The organism is Neobacillus sp. K501, assembly GCF_053749995.1.
Genome location: NZ_JBSLYA010000002.1, coordinates 331,518 through 352,320 on the forward strand (window position 1 = coordinate 331,518; position 20,803 = coordinate 352,320).

The window sequence follows — 20,803 nt, forward strand, 5'->3', positions numbered from 1 at the left end:
AAAGCAGATAGCCTGGCTTTGACTTTTTTACTTGTAAGTCTAGAAAATTATTTATCGTCTTTTACTTCTTCAAATTCTGCATCGACAACATTGTCATCTTTACCAGCAGCGCCTGCTCCCTCTGCACCTTGTGCTTGTTGAGCCTGAGCAGCTTGCTCATAAAGCTTTACTGTAAGAGCTTGAACAATTTCTTGTAATGCATCCTTTGCAGTGCGAATTTCTTCAAGTTCGTTTTTCTCGATTGCCGCTTTTAAAGCATCCTTTGCTTCATTAGCTTTCGCAACTTCAGCAGCATCTACTTTACCTTCAAGGTCTTTTAATGTCTTCTCCGTTGTGAAAACGAGTTGATCTGCTTCATTGCGAAGTTCAACTTCCTCTTTACGAGCTTTATCGGCATCTGCATTTTCTTCAGCTTCTCTCACCATACGTTGGATCTCTTCATCTGATAATCCTGTTGATGATTTAATCGTAATTTGTTGCTCTTTATTTGTGCCTAAATCTTTCGCACGAACATTTACAATACCGTTTTTATCGATATCGAAAGTTACTTCAATTTGTGGAATTCCACGTGGTGCTGGTGGAATTTCTGCTAATTGGAAGCGTCCAAGCGTTTTGTTATGAGCAGCCATTGGACGTTCACCTTGTAGCACATGAATGTCAACTGCAGACTGGTTATCAGCCGCTGTTGAGAAAACTTGAGATTTTGATGTTGGGATCGTTGTATTTCTATCAATTAATTTCGTAAATACTCCACCCATTGTTTCAATACCAAGTGATAGTGGAGTTACATCTAATAAAACAACATCCTTTACGTCACCGGTGATAACTCCGCCTTGAACCGCAGCTCCCATCGCTACAACTTCATCTGGGTTTACACCGCGATGCGGCTCTTTACCAGTAGCTTTTTTAATCGCTTCTTGAACAGCAGGGATACGAGTAGATCCACCAACAAGAATTACTTTATCTAATTCAGATGGAGATAAACCTGCATCACTTAATGCACGGCGAGTTGGTTCCATCGTCCGCTCTACAAGATGAGCAGAAATTTCATCAAACTTAGCACGTGACATCGTTACTTCAAGGTGAAGCGGGCCAGCTGCACCAGCAGTGATAAATGGTAAAGAAATTTGAGTTGATGTTACACCAGATAAATCCTTTTTCGCTTTTTCAGCAGCATCTTTTAAGCGTTGTAAAGCCATTTTATCTTGAGAAAGGTCAATACCATTTTCTTTTTTGAATTGTTCTACTAAGTAATCAATGATTACTTGGTCAAAATCATCACCGCCAAGACGATTGTCACCCGCCGTTGATTTTACTTCAAATACACCATCACCAAGTTCAAGGATAGATACGTCAAATGTACCGCCGCCAAGGTCGTAAACAAGGATCGTTTGATCTTGGTCTGTTTTATCTAAACCATACGCAAGTGCCGCTGCAGTCGGCTCGTTAATAATACGTTCAACCTCTAAACCTGCAATACGCCCTGCGTCCTTTGTTGCTTGACGTTCTGCGTCATTGAAGTAGGCAGGTACTGTAATTACAGCCTTAGTTACAGGCTCGCCAAGATAATCTTCAGCATAAGACTTTAAATATTGAAGGGTAATAGCGGATAATTCTTGTGGAGTATAGTTCTTACCTTCAACTTCTACTTTATAATCAGTCCCCATATGACGTTTAATGGACATAATCGTATTTGGATTTGTAATCGCCTGACGCTTCGCCACTTCACCTACTTGACGTTCGCCATTTTTAAAGGCAATAACTGACGGTGTTGTGCGATTTCCTTCTGGATTTGGAATTACTTTTGGCTCGCCGCCTTCTAGAACAGCGACACATGAGTTCGTAGTTCCAAGGTCAATACCAATAATTTTACTCATACCCTTTTCCTCCTAAAAATAATATGTAGGTTTTATTGATTAACTTTAACCATTGATGGACGAATGACTCGATCCTTTAACATGTACCCCTTTTGGAATTCATCTGTAACGATATTTGAGCCATAATTCTCATCTTCCCCTTGCATAACTGCTTGATGGAAATTCGGATCAAAATCTTTCCCTACAGCTTCAATGGCCTCAACACCTTCTTTTTTCAAGGCATCCACTAAACTACGGTAAACCATTTCCATTCCTTGAAGCAAGGATTTGGTTTGTTCGTTATCTGCTTCGATTTTCAAGGCTCTTTCAAAATTATCTATTGCTGGCAGCAATTCAACAGCCAATTTTTGCGCTCTATATTTTTCACCCGCTTCGATATCTATACGAGTACGGCGGCGGAAATTATCAAAGTCAGCTTGAAGTCTTAAGTACCGATTATCTGCTTCTTCTAATTTATTTTTAAGCATTTGAATCTCTGCTTGAAGATCGCTAGTATCCGACTCATCTTTCGCCGTTTCACCATCTTCAGCAAAAACTGTTTCAACTTCCTCTACGGTAAGTTCAACATCTTCATTTACTTGATCTTTCACTTCTTCATCGTGAATCGTTTGCTTTGTTTCTTCTGTCAACTTACTCACCTCCCTTAAAGGAATTTATCATATTTATTTAGTAATTTCATGGAAAGGGGGGTGAAGCAATCGCTACTCCACCCTTACTCAATATTTCCAGCCAAATTATTTTTGATACAGCCTAGTTAATGCCGTTGTTAGATCCCGGCTTAAGAACTGCAGCAAACCTATCACTCGAGAATATTCCATTCTCGTCGGTCCAAGGATTGCAATCGTACCTAAATTCTCCGTACCAACTGAGTATGTTGCTGTAATGAGGCTGCAATTTTCCATGGCACTGTCATTGTTTTCCCTGCCGATTTTCACGTTAATACCCTCAGAGTTATTTTTGATTAGATGATAAATCCAATCTTCCTGGTCAATCATTTGCAGAAGTCCACGAATCTTACTGATATCATGAAATTCAGGCTGACTTAACATATTTGTTTTACCACCAAAGAAAAGTTTTTCGTTTGGCGGCATTATTAAAGAGTCAGAAAGGATATGCATCATAAGATCAAAATTATGGATATGCTGCCTTAATAACATGGCAACTTCCTTGTAGATATGATCGTTTAAAACCTCAAGCGGCAAGCCAGTTAACCGTTCATTTAAAATGTTTACTGTTTTCTCCAAATCACTTGCATCAACTGAAGGCGGTAAATAGAAGGTACGGTTTTCTACATGTCCTGTATCGGTCACAAAAATGGCAACGGCCGTTTCTTTATTTAAAGGGATTATTTGTATCCGTTTAAGCTTATTCATGCTGGCAGCAGGGCCCAGAACGATCGACGTATAGTTCGTTAATTCGGATAGTATTTTGGCTGATTTTTGAATAATTTTTTCAAATTCAAAAATCCTTTCCGCAAAAATCGACTGTATGGTTGTGATATCCTGCTTGTTTAAAGCTTGTGGCGACAACAAATGATCCACATAATACCGATATCCCTTTTCGGACGGGACACGGCCTGAAGAGGTGTGCGTTTTTTCAATATAACCCAGCTCCTCAAGGTCAGCCATTTCATTTCGAATAGTCGCAGAACTAAAGGATATTACCTCTTTTTTCGACAAACTCCTTGAGCCGACAGGTTGTGCAGATCGAATAAAATCATCAACAATAACCTGAAGAATCAATAATTGACGATCTGTTAACAACTTTCATCACCTCTGTTAGCACTCATAGAAGCCGAGTGCTAATTCTAATAATAAATTATCAAAAATAGGGGGATGGTGTCAATGAAAAAACCCCAGCTCCTCAAACGAATCTTATCCTAAAAACATTTGAAACACTTCGTTTCCTAATAATCTTCCTGTTTTGGTTAAATATATATTATCTTTATTTATTTCTATCCATTTTTTTGCCTGTAATTCTGACAGTTGATTTTTAAATAATTGGATTGGATCTGTATCGAACTTATCAATGAAATGAGTGATGTTAACCCCTTGAGCTTTACGCAGGCCAAGAAACATTTCTTCTTCCATCTGTTCAGCTATTGAAACATGATTTTCTTGAAAAATGGGTAAATTCCCATCTGTAAGGGTATCGATATATCTTTTCACTGGCCCAATATTGGAACGTCTCCAACCATCTACATAGCTATGTGCCCCTGCCCCAAATCCATAATAATAGTTATTATTCCAATAGGTGAGGTTATGCTTGCTTTCAAAACCTGGTTTTGAAAAATTGCTAATTTCGTACTGCCGGAAGTTATGTTTATCCATTTCTTCCATGAGTAATTCGTACATTTGAGCCTCAACATCTTCACCTGGAGTCGGAAGTTTACCCTTTTGCATAAGGTTATAGAAAACGGTCTTTGGTTCAATAATTAAGGAATAGGCCGAATAGTGCTGAATGTCTAGTGTAAAAGCTTCATTTAATGATTCTTGGAAATCTGAAATCGTTTGCGTCGGAAGACTAAATATTAGGTCAATGCTAATATTTTCGAATCCAACTGCCTTGGCATTTTCAACTGATTCATAAACATCTTTTGCTCGATGAACACGGCCGATTTTTTTTAATAAGTCTTCATTAAAAGTTTGGACACCGAGGCTAAGTCGGTTAACTCCTGCATCTTTTAATATTTGTAATTTTTCTCGTGTTAAATCACCTGGATTGGCTTCAAAGGTAAATTCAACATCTTTACTCTTTGGTAAGTTTTTGTTGATACTTTCACAGAATTGGTTCAGTTGCTTTGCGTTTAAAGATGTTGGCGTTCCACCGCCAACAAAGATTGTTTCCAGCTCATTTGTTGGATATTGCTTAAATGTAAGCATCATTTCCTGGTCTAACGCCTGTAAATATTCGTCAACTGGCTGCCCTTTTAGGAAAACTTTATTAAAATCACAATAATGGCAAATATGCTCACAAAAAGGAATATGGAGATAAGCAGCTTTTATCATTTCGTACACCTACTTTTTATAAGGAAAAGAGGTTGGATTTAGCCTGTAATTAGACTCTTCCAACCTCCCGTTACTGTTTTATTTTTTTGAATTGTTGTCATCCATTTTTAAAACGGCCATGAAGGCTTCTTGTGGAACCTCTACAGAACCTACCTGCTTCATTCGCTTTTTACCTTCTTTTTGTTTCTCAAGTAATTTACGCTTACGGGAGATATCGCCGCCGTAACATTTTGCTAGCACGTTTTTACGCATTGCTTTAATGGTTGAACGAGCAACAATCTTTTGTCCTATAGCAGCCTGAATGGGAACCTCAAATTGCTGCCTTGGAATTAGTTCCTTCAGCTTTTCAACAATTACTTTGCCACGCTCATAGGCAAAATCTTTATGGACGATAAAACTTAATGCATCCACTTTTTCTGTATTTAGTAATATATCCATTTTAACCAGACTAGAAGGCTTATAACCAATTAGCTCATAGTCAAAAGAAGCATAGCCCCTAGTACTTGATTTCAATTGATCAAAGAAATCATAGACAATTTCAGCTAATGGGATTTCATAAACAATCCCGACACGGTTTTCACCTTGGTATTGCATATCGATGAAAATTCCCCGCTTTAGCTGACAAAGCTCCATAATCGCTCCAACATAATCATTTGGCGCCATCATCGTTGCTTTAACGTACGGCTCTTCAACGCGGTCAATTTTCTGTGGATCTGGCAAATTTGAAGGATTATCAACTTTCAATTGAGAACCATCTGTCATATGAACATCATAGATAACGCTCGGTGCTGTTGTGATTAAATCAATCTTGAACTCTCGCTCAATTCTCTCTTGAATGATTTCCATGTGAAGAAGTCCTAAAAATCCACAACGGAAACCGAAGCCTAGTGCCTGTGAAGTTTCTGGTTCAAATTGAAGTGCGGAATCATTTAACTGGAGCTTCTCTAATGCCTCACGCAAATCATTAAATTTCGCAGTATCAATTGGATAAAGACCACAATAAACCATCGGATTTAGTTTCCGATAACCTGGCAGTGCTTCTGTTGCCCCATTTTTTGCGTTTGTTATCGTGTCACCGACACGTGTATCACCAACATTTTTAATCGATGCAGTTAAGAATCCTACATCACCAACCGTCAGTTCATCGAGCTGCGTTGCTTTCGGTGTAAATACTCCAACTTCGTTGACTTCAAATTCTGCACCAGTGGCCATCATCTTAATTTTATCGCCGACTTTTACCGTTCCCTCAACAACACGAATGTAAGCAACTACGCCACGATAGGCATCGTAAAGAGAGTCAAAAATCAAAGCCTTTAACGGAGCTTCAGGATCTCCAGTTGGCGCAGGTACAGTTTTTACCACTTGCTCAAGGATGTCTTCGATCCCAATTCCTGCTTTCGCCGATGCTAAAACGGCTTCCGAAGCATCCAAGCCGATAACCTCTTCGATTTCATTACGAACTCTTTCAGGTTCGGCGCTAGGTAAGTCAATTTTATTAATGACAGGTAAAATTTCAAGATCGTTATCTAATGCAAGATAAACGTTCGCCAATGTCTGGGCTTCAATTCCCTGGGCAGCATCCACTACTAAAACCGCCCCTTCACAGGCTGCAAGACTTCTTGATACCTCATAAGTAAAATCGACATGTCCAGGTGTATCAATCAAATGGAAGATATACTCTTCCCCGTCTCTTGCTTTGTATTTTAATTGAACCGCATTTAATTTGATGGTAATCCCGCGTTCTCTTTCTAAATCCATTGAATCCAGTAGCTGATCCTTCATTTCACGGGAAGTTAATGCATTTGTTTTTTCAAGGATACGGTCAGCTAAAGTTGATTTCCCATGGTCAATATGGGCAATAATCGAGAAATTCCTAATTTTTGATTGTCGCTTAAGCTTTTCTTCTCTATTCATGTATTCCACTCCTACTATATCTCGCACATGTAGACTATTTCTGATTATAGCAGTACGGGAAATAAGATTCAATGACTAAAAGCAGAAGCGCCTTGGTCAGGGGCGACAGCTGGACACTGTACAAATTCCAAAAATAAAAACAGCAGCACCCCAAGAGGTACCGCAGTTCTTATTTTCCCGTTATAAGCTCGATGATTTGTTCAGACGCAGTAGAAACTCCATTTGATATCTTCTTACCAATTGAAGAGAAAAAATTAAATGCACTGATTTCCTCCAGCTTTTTCTTTTTCTCCTCAAGGTCATGACTGGAAATATCATTACCCAGAAACGTTGCCTTTACATTTTCACCTTTTTCATTTAAAGCAATGGCATTTTGAAAATTCGGGTCGTCATAGCCCTTCATTTTATGAATGCCATCATTAGCCATTTGCATCCCCGCGATTACCGAGATAAACATCAAGGATGCAATACAGAAACTTTTTAACATGAACATTTTCATATGAAATGCCCCTTTACTTCTATTGTTTATCTGTGGATTGATCCATGTCTTGGTTTACCTTTTCTGCTTGCCAGTAATATTCACTGAATACATCCGCGAGTGCCTCAACAGAACGATTTATTTCCTCAAACGTATTATCCACACCGCCAAATTCAATTAGCAAAGCATTTTCTGAAAGGTTTTGATTAAATACCCCATTTGTCCCAGCACCACCTTTTTTCAATACTCCCCAGCTGACACCTTTATATTTTTTTTGAAGAAGATTATGCAAATCTGTTGCAAGCTTTTCATTTTTTTCATAATTAGGATTGTTTCCTCCGATAACAAAAACCATCTGTGCATAAGCCTGTCCATTTATGATTGGAGTAGTTTGATCCTTCCGTCGGGCATCTCGGTGAATATCAATTATATACTGTAAATCACGATTTTGAGCCATTGCTGTCTGAACCAATTCACCTGATTTCCTGTAGGTACTGGCCATTTTGACTGCGCCCATTACATCTGATTTATCAACGGAGGTACCAATCCCTCTTGCTTCTAGGCTCTCCATTAATTTATCCCCAATTTTCGTTACATTCAATTGAGAATGATAAGCTAGATCTGGATCTGTTACACCCTGTAAGTAAGGGAGATACGACTCGCGATTATGTGTAAAGTAGAGATGTACCACCTTCTTATCACCAGTTGTAAGTGAAGGTTGTGATGGTTTATCGCTATCTTTCCCCTCATCAATACCATCAAGATTTTGTAATGCAGCTTCTCTTTCAGCCTGCATTATTTCTATTGGAGGAGCTGACTCCATTGGCATATTGGTATAGTTTGAACCTTCACCAGCCACGACGATTTTGCTATCAAATAGGTCAAATCCTGGTAGCTCCCTACCTAACAAACTCCTTGGGTCATCTAAATTAATATTGCTGGATAACTGAAAAATTAATTTGTGCAGTTTGGGGCTTGCAGTTAGATTTTTTTCAATCGACAAAAAATGATGATTTTCCCAAGCCATTAATTGATAGAGCAGTTTTCCATTCACTTGATTCGCGGCTGTGTTCACCGACGATGATGACAGTCTATATTGGGGCTTTAATGAGGTTAAAAGCCCGCTGAGTGAAAATACCACGATCATAAACAACAAAAAGAGGGCAGTCATTTTTAATAGGTTCGACCCTTGCACCGTCAAAAACATTCCTGAACTCCTAGTAGATTTCAAATGGTTCCACCTCGCAAATTCGATTCTAGTAAATACTTATGACATTACTAGAATTGATAGAACCATTATTATCCTTTAATCGGAGATTAGGACATTATCTTGTATAGTAGCCAGCATTACCCTGGTCTACATTGCTGTGAAGAGCAGCATTTAATCCGCTAGCAATTAAATTGGCCATGTCTTCAATAAAAACATCCACTTCTTTTGGTGTGACCATTAAATTATGACCTAAAGGTGAAAGAACCTCATAAATTAGTTTCCGTTTTTCTTCTTCTTCTAAAGTACCGATCATCCCCAGAAAGGTTTGGCGATGTTTTTCCTCTGGTAAATCTTCCTCTGTCAGCTTTTTACGCTTGCCAAAGGTCATACCGGCAGGGGCCAATGCACGTGATGGCCGATTCCCTTCCTTTAGTTCCTTGCCAAAATGTTTAAGAATGTAATCAATTGTATCACTTGTTATCGACACCGCATCAACCACGGTTGGCACTCCTATTGCGATGACCGGAACTCCTAATGTTTCTTTGCTTAACTCTTTCCTTTTATTTCCTACTCCAGATCCAGGATGAATCCCTGTATCTGACACCTGAATCGTTGAATTAACCCTTTCAATTGATCTCGCCGCCAGGGCATCAATTGCGATAACAAAATCTGGTTTCGTTTTTTCGACTACTCCAAAAATAATATCGCTTGTTTCAATACCCGTTAACCCCATAACTCCAGGGACCAATGAACTGACCGAGCGGTAGCCCTCCTCAACATTTTCAGGCTGTAATTGGTATAAATGCCTTGTAATTAATAGGTTCTCACAAACCATCGGACCAAGTGCATCTGGTGTGACGTTCCAATTTCCTAGACCGACAACAAGACAGGAGGCATCTTTTTTGATCCCTGTTCCCTCTAGAAAGTGAGCAAATTCCTTTGCAAAAATCTCCTCAACCTGTTGCTGCAAAGTGGTATCCTGTTGCCTAATCCCTTGAACTTCAAGGGATAAATAGCGGCCTGCTTTTTTATTAAGCTGCTTTGCGCCTTCACCACTAATCTCAACGAGTGAAATTTTTATATCATTTACATGTTTTTCCTTAATAATAACGCCCTCAATTTGCGATAAGTTCTCGCCCTGCTGCACTGTCCCTTCCTTGTCTGCAAGAACCATTTCTCTAGCTTCAATCGCTAAATCCGTTCGAATAGAGTACAGACTTAAATCGATATTTTCGTTCATTGATCTATCGCTCCTATCCAATTATCAAACTAGAAACTATTTCCTATTTTTCCCCTTATTCCGCAAAAACATTCAAGTAATTCTCCTATCTTAAATAATCTAGTATTGCAATAAAGGGTTTCGTTTGATAAAATATCTCTTGTTCTGATTAAATGTGAATGAATGTAAAGTCGAGTTCATATAGTCTCGATTCTTTGTAGGAGGTGAATGGAATGCCTAACATTAAATCTGCTATTAAGCGTGTAAAAACAAGCGAAGCTCGTAATGCTCAAAATACAACTGCAAAGTCTGCAATGCGTACAGCTGTGAAAAAAGTTGAAGCTGCTGTGGCTAACAACGACGGTGCTGCTGCGAAAGAAGTATTTGCTGCTGCTGCAAGTAAATTAGACAAAGCTGCTGCGAAAGGTCTTATCCACAAAAACGCTGCTGCTCGTAAAAAATCACGTCTTGCTAAAAAAGCTAACGCTCTATAATTTTATAGCGCAAAAAACGATTCCCAATGAGGAATCGTTTTTTTATCTCTTTAGTTTAAATAATAGCATTTCAATCAGTAGCGATTTATTCATACCGCCTGTTTTCATTTGATAATCAGCATCTGCAATTAATCCCATTAAGTGGGTTAACTCTTCATCAGTAAATTTACCTGCCTGCCCAGCAGCAAGCTTAACCCGAAACGGATGAGTTTTCAAATAGCCGGCAATTTGCTGTTGACCATAACCTCTCCGTGAAAGTTCCTTTACCTGATAGATAAGTCTAAACTGACCAGCAATTAAGGCTAATATTTTGATTGGTTCTTCATTTTGCTTTAATAAATCATAATAAATTCTTAAAGCATCATCAAGCCGTCTTTGAACAACCTTCTCTATTAATGTAAAAATATTTTGTTCCAGCGAGCGGGAAACCAATTTCTCTACGGTAGCAGCATCTATTTGTTTATCCTCATTCGCATATAAAGCTAATTTATCGACTTCACTAGCAATCATAAACATATTCGTTCCAACGAGGGTAATTAGCCGTTCGAGCGCTTCGGGATCAAATATAATGCTATTTCCTTTCGCTCTTTCCTTTATCCAATTCTTTAACTCATGCTCATTTAACTTTTTCGCTTCAACGGTAACCGCTGTACGCTTTAATTCCTTGGTTATTTTCTTACGCTCATCCAATTTCTCATAAGGTGCTGAAATAACAAGAACAGTATAAGGTGCAGGCTCCTTCAAATATGCTTCCAACTTGGAAACATTATGCTCCACCTTTTCTTTCGTTTTTTCCGCTGTTAAAAATGTTGGGTTATGTAAAAAGATGACTTTTCGGTCCCCCAAAAAAGGAAAGGTTTCTGCATCTTCCAACGCCAATTCAATCGGTGTTTCTTCTAGATCGTAGGCATTGAAATTAAAATCCATTTCATCATCATTTAACACCTGATTAACCAATAAATGCTTGGTTTCGTTGATTAAAAATGCTTCTGTTCCATATAATAAATAAATGGGAGCAATTTCCCGTTGTCTGATTTGCTTCCATATATCGAATACCATCTATCCAGCGCTCCCCTTCAATTCTCTTTCCACCTATTATCGTAAAGAAGCTTGGACCATTTGACAAGTGGTAAAAGGGAATTGGCAGCATCCTAAGCTGGGCCAATTCCCGATCTATATTGAACGCCGTCAGCTAAAGCCCTAGGATCTTTAGCAGTCTGGCGGGGTTTCGCTGTGTAAAATTAGTGTCACCCTACCTATGAAAAAGTATTTGTGACAACTCTTGTCAATAAAGGAAAGCTGTTTTATCAAGCGGGCTGGATTTTTCCAAATAAATCGCTTATACTAAAATGTGAAAATAGGAGGGGTATACTGTGAATGAATTTGAAAAGAATGTGCAAAGTAAACGTAATGACGCAATTGATTCTGGAGTAGGTTTTATCGTTTCTTTTGGTTTTTTTGCAACCATGTTTATTATTGCTACTGTCATTAAAGTAATCGGATCCTAAATAAATGGCTACATAATATCATTTGGAGACTGCAGGTAAATGCAGTCTCTTTTCATTTGTCTCAAGTTTTATTGCTTTATCTTATGTAAAAAGGGAGAAAAGGTTCCATTCTCCAGATAAAAACGATAGGTAATCGCCCCTTGGAAATCCGTCCGGAAAATAATTGTATCCTTTAGCCTTTCTAAAACCTCTTCGTGTGGATGCCCATAGCGGTTATTATCACCTGCAGAAATCCATGCCGCTCGCGGCCCGAGATGGTTTATAAATTTTTCATTTGTAGACGTTTTACTGCCATGATGCCCTGCTTTTAAAACGTCGATCGTTAAATCGGGATATTTTTCAATAATTTTTTCTTCCCCCGCTTGATCAAGATCACCGCCAAAAAACCATTTAAGTCCTCCGACTTTAGCAAAAATGGCGATAGATCCACTATTCCGCTCACCAACAAAGTTCTTTTCTGGTGCAAGTACATAAAATTCATTCTTTCCATTTTTCCATTGACTTCCTTCTGAAATGTAGGCAATACGGATTTTTTTCTCCTTTGCTTCATGGATAATGGTTAATTCTGATTCTGAGGGTTCGGAAATCGAAGGAAGTAAAATTTCTTTCACTTTTAGTTCCTCTATGACCGAGCTAGCACCTCCAATATGATCTGTGTCACCATGCGTGAGAATTAATTTATCTATTTTGGTTATTCCCTTTCCTTTTAAAAAAGGGACAACCACATCCCTGCCAACCTCATAAGGCTTGGCTCTCACTCTCCATTCCTCCATATTAAATTGCATCGACCCGCCAGTATCAATTAAATAAGTTCCCTTATCAAAAGGAAGATGAATGACAATGCTTTCCCCCTGGCCGACATCAATCATCGTCACCTCCCCAAATGGATTAACTTTATTCCAACCACTTTGGAATAAAAATAAGCCCATCACTAGGATTAACAGATGTTGTTTTTTCATGAGATAAGACTTTGACTCCCAAATAACCATGATCAAGAAAATAATCAGTATATAGAGGATAAGGAAAAACCAATTCGGTCTACCAGGGATAAACTGAGCAAAGCGGATCGAAGCTAAATAATCGATGAGTTGATTTGCAAGAGAGATGATGTTCATAAAAAAATGGATCAAAAGGGATGGAGTAAACCCGAAGAGAAGTTGTATGAAATATGTAAGATATAAACCAGGCAAAAAAACATAGGAGAATAAGGGTATGTAAAGCAAATTGGCAACAATACTTATAAATGAAATTTCAAAAAAATGATAAAGTAAAATCGGCATCGCAGCAATTTGAGAGATGATAGAAATAACCAGCATTTGAGCGATGGCTCTTTGAAAGTGTGGAAGAAGCTTAGTGGAAGAGAGGATGATGGCAAAACTGACAGCAAATGAAAGCTGGAATCCGGCATCATAGATAATTTTGGGTGCAAAAAACAAGTAAATCAAGAGAGCAATACTGATCGCATCGATTGGGAATAATTTCAGCTGCTTCTTCCATTTAAACGTTAATAATATCAAAAAGATCATTAAAACAGCACGAATGACGGAAGGCGATGCCCCCGTGAGAATGGCATAAATCGGTAAAATGAACAGAAGAAGATTGGTCATAAATTGCCTGGTCAAACCAATTCGGATTCCAAGATAAAAGAACATCGCTGCCAGCAGTGAAACATGTAAACCTGATATCGCCAATAAATGGACAATTCCCGTTCGTTGATAATCGCTTAATAAATCGGGATCAAATAGGCTTCGATCACCAAATAACAAGGCAGCTGAAAGTGCTGCCATTTCGGCAGGAAACGTCTTTTCAAGATAATTAATTCCTTGAAATCGAATGTTTTTTACCCAAGTAATGGGAGTTGATTTTACCGGAGCACAACTATCAAGAGGATTAAACGGTGTTTCAACGATCCAATAAATATCTTTAGTGGCTAAATACTTTTGATAATGGAAGGCATTTGGATTTTTTGCGATGGAAAGCGTTGATAACTGTCCGGAAACTTTACATATACGACTATAAAAATTTTGGATTTTTAGTGTCTCTTTTTCGTTCTCAGACTTTATCTTATAGCGGACAATGACCTTTTCATCATATCGTTGGTCTAATGCCACCACCTGGAGTAAATCCCCATCTATTTTTCTGTTTTCGATATATTCGAGATAAAAGGTTGAGGTTGTGGAGGGTATCGTTGTTTTCGTATTCAATTCTGCATAATAGCCTGTAAGATAAAATACAAGATAAATACCAAACACAATTCCCAGTAGGTGAAAAGAAAAACATTTATTTTTTGATAAGAAAAAAAGATATCCAATAACGAGGATGAAAAACGGAAGAAAATGAACTTGTGAAGATAAAACGCCTAATAAGGCAGATATTGCAAGAAAAAGGAATTTCCCATTCATCGTAATTCTCCATTTTAGGAATAATGAACGCCGGAATAAAACCGGCGTCAATTTAGGTTTATTGTGTGACCTTTCTAAAATCAATAACCGATTCTGTCAACTCTACTTTTTCTGTCTTTACATTGGCCTGCTGAAACAATTCAATAGCATAGGGATGGTTTTTATAATCTTCTGCATAGTAAACCGTCTTTATCCCGGCTTGAATAATTGCTTTACAGCATTGAAGACACGGAAAATGAGTGACATAAATTTCGGCTTCAGCTGTAGGAACCCCAAATTTTGCACATTGCAAAAGGGCATTCATTTCCGCATGAATGGTTCTAACACAATGATTTTCGATGACATAGCAGCCTTTATCGATGCAATGGTCACCCCCAGCAATCGAACCATTGTAGCCGCCGGCAATAATACGTTTATCACGGACAATGGTCGCACCCACTGTCAGCCTTGTACATGTACTTCTTAATGCAAGCAAATGGCTTTGTGCCATAAAATATTGATCCCACGAAATGCGCTCCACTTTCCCAACTCCTCCAAATTTCGATCTATTTCTATTTTACGTATTCCTGGACAGAGTTTAAATGGTTATTTTGAATTATTATCGGACATCGATATGGTCCTTCAATTTTTCAAAGGTCTTATCACCGATACCACTAATATTTTTTAAATCGTCAATTGTTTTATATGGACCACTCGTCTCCCTGTATTCGATAATAGCCTTCGCTTTTGCCGGTCCAATCCCAGGCAAGGTTTGTAATTCGGTTTCATCCGCCTTATTTAAATTCACCTTAGCTTGTTGACTGCTTCCGCCATCCGTGCCTGTGAAACCAGTTTGAGGCCCCCCAGCGATAATACCCTCCTCCCCTTTTGCAGGGATATAAATGACCATCGCATCTAGGACATGTTCAGCAAAATTCACTTGGCTTTCATCTGCATTTTCAGTTAATCCCCCAGCACGATGAATAACATCAATTACTCTTTCTCCTTGGCTTGAAGGATAAACACCAGGTTTGACTACCTGTCCTTTGACATCAACAATGATATTTTCAGGCAGTTCAGCATCCGCTTTTTGTTCCTTATTCCCTTCATCTTTTACTTCTTCCGGGAGGATCGTTTCTACACCCCCTCCGGAAACCACTTCACCATTAACAAATAAATAATAAGTACCTCCTATGACTATAATCAAAGCTGCGATTATGTACCACATGTGCTCGTTCAGCCAGTCTTTCATCGTGAGTCCATCCTTTCTTATGGTATATTTCACTCTCCATTTTCATATTGTTATAAGAGAATCTGCATGTGAAGGAGGGTCGGAATAATGAAGATAGGTATCATTGGTACCGGTAATATGGGGAGAATTTTGGTTGAAGCTTTAATAGATGGAAAAGCTGTTTCCCCTTCTTCTATGGTGATAACAAATCGAACTAAATCAAAAGCAATGTTGCTTAAAAATAAATATAAGCATATTAGGGTTGGGGCAAATGCAGCGGATGTGGCGTCTCAAGCCGATTTAGTGTTTTTATGTGTAAAACCTTTAGATATGCAAGACATTCTTAAACAAATGCATCCGCACTTGGATGAAAAGAAATGTGTGATTTCGATTACAAGTCCCATCGATACAAATCAGATCGAAACAAAAGTAGACTGTTCCGTGATTAGAGTTATTCCGAGCATCACCAATCGGGCATTAGCGGGAGTTTCTTTAGTAACATACGGAAAAAATTGCAGTGAATTTTGGAGGACAACAGTGGAGAATCTTTTTTCAAAGATATCTGTTCCTGTTACGATTGAAGAAAACATCACAAGGGTCGCATCTGATATTGTCAGCTGCGGGCCAGCTTTTTTTAGCTACTTACTACAGCGCTTCATTCATGCTGCTGTAAAAGAAACAAAAATTGATAATGAAACTGCTACTGTGATGGCAAGTGAAATGATTGTCGGACTTGGGGAGCTATTAAAACAGGGCCATTATACATTACAAACGTTACAGGAAAAAGTTTGTGTCAAGGGTGGAATAACAGGTGAGGGAATCAAAGTATTGGAAGAAGAGCTTGGTGATGTCTTTGAACATATTTTCCAAGCCACACACGCAAAGTTTAACGATGAGCTGAAAAAAATCAGCTTACAATTCTCTAACCACTAATTTCGCTAAATAAAAACAAAATCCTCCTTCAATAAGCAAAAAAAGCCATCTTTTTTTACACAGATGGCTTTTTTGCTATGAAAAATATTCTTTCGGAATTTGGTTGTGGTTCTGCGTCTTCAAAATCTGCGCTGACTTCAAGCAATTCAAAACCTGCTGCCTTTAACCATGTGGTATATTGCTGGGTAGTATATGTTCTTTGATAATGCAGTTCATCGAACCGATCGTATTTATCCGTCATTTCATCTAAAACAAAAAAACTCAACTCATGTTCGACACTATTTGGATGATCCCCAGCAAAGCTATTCCAAATATAGGATAAGTTTTCTTCAGCCATGGCATACGTTTGATTAATAAAAACCTCAGTAATCTTAAAAATGGAGTGAACATCAAAAATGAAAATGCCTTCGCTCTTTAAATGCTGGAAAACATTTGAAAAGGTATGTACCACGTCTTCGTCTGATTGCAAGTAATTTAAGGAATCGCAGAATATCCCAATAATATCGTAGGTCCCATGACCTTCCAACTGAGCCATATTCTGCTCATAAAAAGAAATGGACAAGCCTGCTTGCTGCGATTTTGCTTGGGCCACAGATAGCATATCGGATGATAAATCAACTCCAGTTACATTAAAGCCTTCTTTTGCGAAGCGAACAGAAAGCTCCCCAGTCCCGCATGCCAAATCAAGCAAGCTTTTCCCATTAATTTGATATTGAACCAATTTCTCTTTTACAAACCTGACCCACTCATCATAAGGGGCATCCTGCATAAGTTCATCGTAGAGATAGGCAAACTTTTCATAGCTCATGTGTTCAATTCACTGCGGATATCCTCTAAAGTAGCATCTCCCCATAAGCGCTCAAGCTTGTAATAGCTTCTTTCATCACGATGGAATACATGCGCCACAACATCGCCAAGGTCAATCAAAATCCACCTTGCTTCGTCAAAGCCTTCCATTCTTTTTACGTGATATCCATTCTCTTCCGCTTTTTCTTTCATTTCTCTGGCAATCGCTTGTACCTGCTTATCCGAGTTACCGTGACAAATAATAAAGTAGTCAGCAATTAACGAGATCCCTTGCATATTTAGTGCTAAAATATCTTCCGCTCTTTTATCATCTGCAGCCTTTACTGCTATTTTTAATAATTCTTGATTACTCATTCATCAAGCCTCCTGTTTTTTTTACGAGATCATTATACGTTTGAAAGCTATCAGGATAAACAGGTTGATTCTTTCTCATAAGAAAAAGAATCGTATTTTGAACTGCTTTAATCAACGCCTTCTCTAAATCCTCTATTGCTAATGCCCTTACTTCATCTACACCAGGAAAATTCCTTCCAGGTTCAATATAATCGGCTAAATAGATTATTTTTTCAAGCAGTGACATCCCCGGTCGTCCAGATGTATGATACCGAATTGCATCTAATATTTCCTGATCTGCAATTCCTGCTTCCTTTTGAACTAAGTATGCTCCAACGGGTGCATGCCATAACTCGGCATTATATTGAAGCAAATCCTCGGGGTAGCCCTCTGCAATAATGATGGCTTTCATCTCTGCCTTTGAGCGGAATTTTGCATAGTCATGAAAAATTGCAGCTAGTTCGGCCTTTTTTTCATCAGCACCATATTGTTTGGCCAGTGTGACAGCTGTCTCCATTACTCCAATTGTATGCAAATATCTATGTTCCGTTAATTGTTCCTTTACAATCTTTAAAGCCGTATCACGTTCCATAAAGATGCTTCTCTCCTATATAATCGATGACAGAATCGGGCAATAAATAACGAACTGTCTTTCCTTCTTTCAATCTCTCGCGAATCATACTCGACGACACTTCAAAAGCAGGTACATCAACATAAACAATCGGATATTCTGTTAGATGACTGTACTTTGGCCGCTCCACACCAACAAATTGAACTAGTTTAATTAGTTCATCTATTTGATGCCATTTCGGCAGATATTCAATCATATCTGCACCAATAATAAAGAAAAAAAGATAATTTGGATAGTGATCTTTTAGAATCTTTATTGTATCAACGGTAAAAGAAGGACCTTTCCTTTCTAGCTCGATGGTTTCGATTTTAAAGGAAGAATTCCCTTCTATGGCAAGCTCCAGCATATCTAGCCGTTCATCATTTTTTACAGATTCTGATTTTTTCTTATGGGGAGGTTCCTGATTTGGCATGAACCAAATTTCATCAAGATTAAGTTCAGAGAGCACCTCATTCGCAATCAACAAATGTCCTTGGTGCGGAGGGTCAAATGTTCCACCTAATATCCCGATCTTCTTCATTGATGCCCCCTCCTTTTAGCTTAAGGTAATGTAATTTGTTTCTTCTCTACTGATTCCTTATATAAAACAATGGTATTCCCGATAATTTGAACAATCTCTGCACCTGTACCTTCTGCTAGCTGCTCAGCAACAACCGTTTTATCTTCATCGCAATTCTGAAGGATACTGATTTTAAATAGCTCTCTTGCTTCAAGGGCATCAGCAACCTGCTTAATCATATTTTCATTTACGCCACCTTTACCGACTTGGAAAATTGGATCCAAATGATGGGCCTTTGAACGTAAAAATCTTTTTTGTTTACCTGTTAACATTTTGCTCCTCCTAGCTGTTCTAAAACATTCTCTCTCATTCTTTGGATATCAGGGAATATTCCGGTCCATAATTCAAACGCCAGCGCCCCTTGATATACAAACATATCAAGTCCCGTTTGGGTTCTTGCCCCCTGCTTCTTTGCTTCTGATAAAATTAATGTTTCCAACGGGTTGTATATTATATCACAAACTAAAGCATTTTTAGCAAGATGATCGAGTTCGATTGGTTGATCGGTTATTTTTGGTGACATCCCAATCATCGTCGTTTGAATAATCAAGTCGTAATTTCCCAATTGATCTCCAGCCTCTTCTAAAGATAAAGCTTTCGAGGAAGTTTCAAATGGACACGCCTCGATTAGTTCTGCTGCCTTTTGAACGGTACGATTAGCAATATCAATAACCACAGGCTTATTCTTGGCCAGAGTGAAATAAATAGCCTTTGCAGCCCCTCCAGCACCAATTACTAACACTTTTTTCCCCGTTAGCGAAGAAATATACGGTTCTAGTCCCCTCAAAAATCCTGGTCCATCTGTGTTATAGCCAATGAACCTTCCATTTTTGTTAACGACGGTATTGACCGCACCTATACTGCGGGCAAGTTCATCCACTTCATCAAGTAATGGAATAATTTCACTCTTATGTGGAATGGTTACATTAAAACCGGCGATACCGATTGCCTTTAATCCCTCTACAACTGTTTTTAAACCTTCCTTTTTGACAAGAAATGGATGATAATGAGCATCCATCTTATAAAATGCAAATAAATCATTATGCATGACTGGAGACATCGAGTGACCGATTGGATCTCCCAACACGGCAAATAGCTTTTTCACCTAGTTTCTCCCCATTTCCTTTGTCTATTAGATTAAGGACTTTCGAGTTAAGGTTTGCACACCCTTTGGAACATAAGCTGCAACCTTCGTGCCTGGTTCATTTACGGTTATCCAACCCAACCCCGAAAAGACCACATCTGTTTTTGCCTCTTTGATGATGAATTCTTGTCTCACTAACTCAGGGAAGCCCTCTAGTTGATCGAGTCTTGGTGGTGCTAACATTTCCCCAACATGCTTTTCATATAGTTCATCAGCATTTTCTGTTTTCGTTCGATGGATATTGATTTCATTCGAGACATGACAGACAAAGGATTTTCGGCCTCCGCTAATATAATCGAAACGAGCTAAGCCCCCGAAAAAAAGAGTTTGTCCCTCATTTAATTGAAACACCTTAGGCTTTATTTCCTTCTTGGGAGTTATGACTTTTAAATCCTTCTTATCAACAAAGTGTGCCATTTGATGATGGTTGATGATACCTGGAGAATCAATAAGCGCCTTTCCGTCCTCCAGTGGAATTTTAATAATATCCAAGGTAGTACCTGGGAAATGTGATGTGGTAATCACATCTTCTTCTCCAGTAACTTCTTTAATAATTCGATTAATAAAGGTAGATTTCCCAACATTTGTACATCCTACCACGTAGACGTCTTTTCCACTGCGCATTTCATCGATGGCTGCCGCAGTTTCCTTAACATTTATCCCTTTTGCTGCGCTGACAAGGAACACATCTTCTGGTCTTAATCCTAGTTCCTTCGACTCTTGCTTCATCCAATTGATTAATTTGTGATGCTTAACCGATTTTGGTAACAAATCGACTTTATTGCCGACAAGCAGAATTTTATTATGACCTACAAAACGATGCAGGCCTGGAAGCCAGCTTCCATTAAAGTCAAAAATGTCAACCAGCATCACAATCAGAGCATCGGTCTGTCCAATCCCATTTAAAATTTTCAGGAAGTCATCATCCGTGAGACTAACATCTTGAACCTCATTATAATGTTTTAAGCGAAAGCAACGTTGGCAAATGATTTGATCCTTCTCAAGTGCAGAAGCAGGAGCATAGCCCAGCTCTTCTGGGTTTTCAATTTGTACCTTTACTCCACAACCCATACACA

At 38.6% G+C, this 20,803-nt stretch carries 21 protein-coding genes and 1 pseudogene; 3 read left to right on the top strand and 19 right to left on the bottom strand.

From position 1 onward, the window contains the following. Positions 1-47 precede the first annotated feature (47 nt). The 8 genes from dnaK to gpr form a co-directional block, all read right to left on the bottom strand. Positions 48-1,877, bottom strand: coding sequence for a molecular chaperone DnaK (dnaK, locus tag ACWM35_RS06190; RefSeq protein ID WP_454816493.1), 1,830 nt, complete (start codon positions 1,875-1,877; stop codon positions 48-50). A gap of 32 nt (positions 1,878-1,909) precedes the next feature. Continuing rightward, positions 1,910-2,506, bottom strand: a complete 597-nt coding sequence (gene grpE, locus ACWM35_RS06195; RefSeq protein ID WP_454816495.1) for a nucleotide exchange factor GrpE — start codon at positions 2,504-2,506, stop codon at positions 1,910-1,912. Between the two features lie 105 nt (positions 2,507-2,611). After that, entirely contained in the window at positions 2,612-3,640 is a 1,029-nt protein-coding gene (hrcA, locus tag ACWM35_RS06200; protein ID WP_454816497.1) for a heat-inducible transcriptional repressor HrcA, read from the bottom strand. A 111-nt stretch (positions 3,641-3,751) separates the two neighbouring features. Beyond that, on the bottom strand, positions 3,752-4,885 hold the full coding sequence (gene hemW / locus ACWM35_RS06205) for a radical SAM family heme chaperone HemW (RefSeq protein WP_454816499.1): 1,134 nt from the start codon (positions 4,883-4,885) through the stop codon (positions 3,752-3,754). A gap of 78 nt (positions 4,886-4,963) precedes the next feature. Continuing rightward, on the bottom strand, positions 4,964-6,799 hold the full coding sequence (gene lepA / locus ACWM35_RS06210; protein WP_454816500.1) for a translation elongation factor 4: 1,836 nt from the start codon (positions 6,797-6,799) through the stop codon (positions 4,964-4,966). Between the two features lie 169 nt (positions 6,800-6,968). Next, positions 6,969-7,298 carry a DUF3679 domain-containing protein gene (locus ACWM35_RS06215; protein ID WP_454816502.1) on the bottom strand — a complete coding sequence of 110 codons (330 nt, stop codon included), beginning with the start codon at positions 7,296-7,298 and terminating at the stop codon, positions 6,969-6,971. Positions 7,299-7,317: 19 nt separating this feature from the next. Continuing rightward, positions 7,318-8,508, bottom strand: a complete 1,191-nt coding sequence (locus ACWM35_RS06220) for a stage II sporulation protein P (protein WP_454816504.1) — start codon at positions 8,506-8,508, stop codon at positions 7,318-7,320. Positions 8,509-8,602: 94 nt separating this feature from the next. Further along, entirely contained in the window at positions 8,603-9,727 is a 1,125-nt protein-coding gene (gene gpr, locus ACWM35_RS06225; protein ID WP_454816506.1) for a GPR endopeptidase, read from the bottom strand. 212 nt (positions 9,728-9,939) lie between these two features. Here gpr and rpsT point away from each other — a divergent pair, with 212 nt between their 5' ends. Further along, complete coding sequence (gene rpsT / locus ACWM35_RS06230; RefSeq protein WP_454816508.1) at positions 9,940-10,200, top strand: 30S ribosomal protein S20; 261 nt, start codon at positions 9,940-9,942, stop codon at positions 10,198-10,200. 42 nt (positions 10,201-10,242) lie between these two features. Here the strand turns inward: rpsT and holA are convergent, their stop codons facing one another. Beyond that, complete coding sequence (gene holA, locus ACWM35_RS06235) at positions 10,243-11,259, bottom strand: DNA polymerase III subunit delta (RefSeq protein ID WP_454816510.1); 1,017 nt, start codon at positions 11,257-11,259, stop codon at positions 10,243-10,245. Positions 11,260-11,573: 314 nt separating this feature from the next. Between holA and ACWM35_RS06240 the strand changes: the two genes are divergently transcribed. Further along, on the top strand, positions 11,574-11,708 hold the full coding sequence (locus tag ACWM35_RS06240; protein ID WP_454816512.1) for a YqzM family protein: 135 nt from the start codon (positions 11,574-11,576) through the stop codon (positions 11,706-11,708). A gap of 68 nt (positions 11,709-11,776) precedes the next feature. Here ACWM35_RS06240 and ACWM35_RS06245 read toward each other — a convergent pair whose 3' ends face one another. The 3 genes and pseudogenes from ACWM35_RS06245 to ACWM35_RS06255 all read right to left on the bottom strand — a co-directional run bounded on the left by ACWM35_RS06245 (position 11,777) and on the right by ACWM35_RS06255 (position 15,341). Then, positions 11,777-14,110 carry a DNA internalization-related competence protein ComEC/Rec2 gene (locus ACWM35_RS06245; RefSeq protein ID WP_454816514.1) on the bottom strand — a complete coding sequence of 778 codons (2,334 nt, stop codon included), beginning with the start codon at positions 14,108-14,110 and terminating at the stop codon, positions 11,777-11,779. 73 nt (positions 14,111-14,183) lie between these two features. Beyond that, positions 14,184-14,630: pseudogene (locus tag ACWM35_RS06250) on the bottom strand (ComE operon protein 2); the annotation flags it as partial. A gap of 78 nt (positions 14,631-14,708) precedes the next feature. Next, positions 14,709-15,341, bottom strand: coding sequence for a helix-hairpin-helix domain-containing protein (locus ACWM35_RS06255; protein ID WP_454816516.1), 633 nt, complete (start codon positions 15,339-15,341; stop codon positions 14,709-14,711). A gap of 87 nt (positions 15,342-15,428) precedes the next feature. On the opposite strand from ACWM35_RS06255, the gene comER reads away from it, so the two are divergent. After that, on the top strand, positions 15,429-16,253 hold the full coding sequence (gene comER / locus ACWM35_RS06260) for a late competence protein ComER (protein ID WP_454816518.1): 825 nt from the start codon (positions 15,429-15,431) through the stop codon (positions 16,251-16,253). Positions 16,254-16,308: 55 nt separating this feature from the next. Here comER and ACWM35_RS06265 read toward each other — a convergent pair whose 3' ends face one another. The 7 genes from ACWM35_RS06265 to yqeH are packed head-to-tail and all read right to left on the bottom strand — an operon-like array spanning position 16,309 to position 20,798. Continuing rightward, positions 16,309-17,061: a class I SAM-dependent DNA methyltransferase gene (locus ACWM35_RS06265; protein ID WP_454816520.1), complete on the bottom strand. Its 753-nt coding sequence runs from the start codon at positions 17,059-17,061 to the stop codon at positions 16,309-16,311. Continuing rightward, positions 17,058-17,414: a ribosome silencing factor gene (gene rsfS / locus ACWM35_RS06270; RefSeq protein ID WP_454816522.1), complete on the bottom strand. Its 357-nt coding sequence runs from the start codon at positions 17,412-17,414 to the stop codon at positions 17,058-17,060. The genes ACWM35_RS06265 and rsfS overlap by 4 nt, the downstream gene beginning before the upstream one ends. Further along, the gene (gene yqeK, locus ACWM35_RS06275) at positions 17,407-17,985 is read right to left on the bottom strand and encodes a bis(5'-nucleosyl)-tetraphosphatase (symmetrical) YqeK (RefSeq protein WP_454816524.1); all 579 of its coding nucleotides are present in this window, start codon (positions 17,983-17,985) and stop codon (positions 17,407-17,409) included. The genes rsfS and yqeK overlap by 8 nt, the downstream gene beginning before the upstream one ends. After that, on the bottom strand, positions 17,975-18,544 hold the full coding sequence (locus ACWM35_RS06280) for a nicotinate-nucleotide adenylyltransferase (protein ID WP_454816526.1): 570 nt from the start codon (positions 18,542-18,544) through the stop codon (positions 17,975-17,977). The genes yqeK and ACWM35_RS06280 overlap by 11 nt, the downstream gene beginning before the upstream one ends. Before the next feature lie 20 nt (positions 18,545-18,564). Continuing rightward, positions 18,565-18,855 (bottom strand): ribosome assembly RNA-binding protein YhbY, encoded by a 291-nt coding sequence (yhbY, locus tag ACWM35_RS06285; protein ID WP_454816528.1) that lies wholly within the window; start codon positions 18,853-18,855, stop codon positions 18,565-18,567. Beyond that, positions 18,849-19,688, bottom strand: a complete 840-nt coding sequence (gene aroE / locus ACWM35_RS06290) for a shikimate dehydrogenase (protein WP_454816530.1) — start codon at positions 19,686-19,688, stop codon at positions 18,849-18,851. Before aroE ends, yhbY begins: the two co-directional genes overlap by 7 nt. A 27-nt stretch (positions 19,689-19,715) precedes the next feature. Continuing rightward, entirely contained in the window at positions 19,716-20,798 is a 1,083-nt protein-coding gene (gene yqeH, locus ACWM35_RS06295) for a ribosome biogenesis GTPase YqeH (RefSeq protein ID WP_454817101.1), read from the bottom strand. Positions 20,799-20,803 lie beyond the last annotated feature (5 nt).